Source organism: Methylobacterium sp. WL18, from assembly GCF_008040015.1.
Taxonomy (GTDB): Bacteria; Pseudomonadota; Alphaproteobacteria; order Rhizobiales; family Beijerinckiaceae; genus Methylobacterium; species Methylobacterium mesophilicum.
Map to the genome: position 1 here is coordinate 1 of NZ_VRVD01000705.1, position 2,244 is coordinate 2,244.

Genomic DNA, 2,244 nt, shown 5'->3' on the forward strand with positions numbered 1-2,244 from the left:
GGTGGCCGGCGGCGGCCGTGCCGGCTTCCTCGGCAATCGCAGCGTGTTCGACCTGCCGTTCACGCAATCGAACTACACCGCGAAACTGATCCGCGACCAGCAGGCCCAGACCGTCGGCGACGTCCTGGCGAACAACGCCTCCGTCCGCGAACAACAGCCGCCCTTCGGCTCACAACAGAATCTCTTCATCCGCGGATTCGTCGTGATCTCAAGAGATACGGCATTCGACGGCCTGTACGGCATCGCGAGCGTCTACCGGCCGGCGATCGAGGGCATCGAGCGCGTCGAGGTCCTGAGCGGGCCCGGCTCCTTCCTGTACGGCTTCCCGCCCTCGGGCAGCGCCGTGGGCGTGGTCAACCTGGTCCCCAAGCGCGCCGCCGAGACGCCCCTGACGCGCGTCACGGCGCAGTACCTCTCGCGCGGCAATGTCGGCGGGACGTTCGATGTCGGCCGCCGCTTCGGAGAGGGCAACGCCGTCGGCGTCCGGATCAACGGCGTCTACCGCGACGGGCCCACCCCGATCGATCGGCAGAACCAGAACCTCGGCGCCCTGACGCTGGGCCTCGATTTCCGTGGCGACGCGCTCCGGCTCAGCCTCGATGCCGGCTATCAGCACCTCGACCTGGACGCCCAGAGCGCGGGCCTCGCCGTCCTCCCGGGGGTCCGGATCCCGCGGGCGCCGCGCCTCAGCCTCAACGTGCAGCAACCGTGGGAGCGCTCGGATATCGATCAGGGCTTCGGTGTCCTGCGGGCCGAATACGACCTCACGCCGGACATCACGCTGTTCGGCGCCGTCGGCGGCTCGACGACCAAACGCGACTTCTTCACCACGCGCGGCACCATCACGCGCGCATCGGGCGCGCTGTCGCAGCAGACCACGACCATATCCGTCGAGAACGGCCAGTGGTCGGGCGAGGCCGGCCTGAGGGGCCGCTTCCAGACCGGCCCGGTCGACCATGCGGTTGCGGTCGTCGCCACGCATTACGAGGCCCGTGAGCCGTCCGCGTCCACGCCCGGCCCGCGATTCCTGTCGGCACTCTACACCCCGGCGATCGTCGCACGACCGTTCCGGCCGACGCCGCAGCTTCAGCTGACGACCCAATCCGGGTTGGACGGCCTGGCCGTCACCGACACCGCATCCGTCCTCGACGGGCGCATCCAACTCATCGCCGGCGGACGCTTCCAGAACGCGCAACGTGACACGATCCTGCCGACCGGCCGGTTCTCGTCGCGCTACGACAAGTCGGCCTCGACCCCGGTGGCGGCGCTGATCGTCAAGCCGTGGGACAGGCTGTCGCTCTACGCCAGCTACGCGGAAGGGTTCGGCTTCGGGCCGGATGTCCCCGACCTCGCGCGCAATGCCGGAACGGTGTTCCCGCCCGTGGTGACCAGCCAGATCGAGACGGGGGCTAAGCTCGATCTCGACCCGGTCGGGCTCACCCTGGCGTTCTTCGAAATCACGCAGCCATCCGGGATCCTCGATCCGAAGACGCTGATTTTCGGACTGAACGGCGAGCAGCGCAACCAGGGCATCGACCTGAACGTCTTCGGCGCGCCGGCGGACGGGATCCGCGTGCTGGGCGGCCTCACGCTGTCGGATGGTCGGCTGGTGAAGACGGAGGCGGGCCGCTTCGACGGCCACGTGGCGCCCGGCGTGCCCACCGTGCAGGCCAACCTCGGCGGCGAGGTGGATCTGCCGGCCTGGATGCTGCGCGGGGTGACCCTGACCGGGCGCGTGATCTACACGTCCGCCCAGTACTACGATCAGGCCAACACCCAGAGGATCCCGGACTGGACGCGCCTGGACTTCGGCGTCCGCTACAGCTTCACGGCGAACGGGACGCCGCTGACGGCCCGCTTCAACGTCCAGAACGCGGCCGGCGCACGGTACTGGGGTTCCGCAGGATCGAGCGTGCTGACCTACGGCATGCCGCGGACGTTCCTGGCGTCGCTGTCGGCGGATTTCTGATGGCAAGCTGGGCCCCCGCCGACGCGTCTGCCGGCGGGGGCCGGTCGATCGACTACATGCGGTGCATCATGTCCCGACGCATCATGCGGTGGCGCATGTCGCGGCGCATCATGCGACGCTCCATGTGACGCCGCATCATCCGGCGCTCCATGTGGCGACGCTCCATGCGGCGCTCCATCCGGTCCATCTGGACGGTCGAGACGATGTCGGCCGGCGCGGCGACGGCGCCGGGACCGATCGGGGCGGCGGAAGCCGGGGACGCGACGGCCGACATC

At 69.6% G+C, this 2,244-nt stretch carries 2 protein-coding genes; one reads left to right on the plus strand and one right to left on the minus strand.

The window, feature by feature from the left end:
* A partial coding sequence (locus FV228_RS27255; RefSeq protein WP_147857371.1) for a TonB-dependent siderophore receptor occupies positions 1-1,969 on the plus strand: 1,969 nt, incomplete at its 5' end.
* Between the two features lie 52 nt (positions 1,970-2,021).
* Here the strand turns inward: FV228_RS27255 and FV228_RS27260 are convergent.
* Positions 2,022-2,243, minus strand: a complete 222-nt coding sequence (locus FV228_RS27260) for a hypothetical protein (protein WP_147857372.1) — start codon at positions 2,241-2,243, stop codon at positions 2,022-2,024.
* Between the last annotated feature and the right edge of the window lies 1 nt (position 2,244).

What these genes read in the sequence shown, in the direction of transcription:
- FV228_RS27260 (WP_147857372.1), bottom strand. Translation starts at nt 2,243, where the DNA reads ATGTCGGCCGTCGCGTCCCCGGCTTCCGCCGCCCCGATCGGTCCCGGC.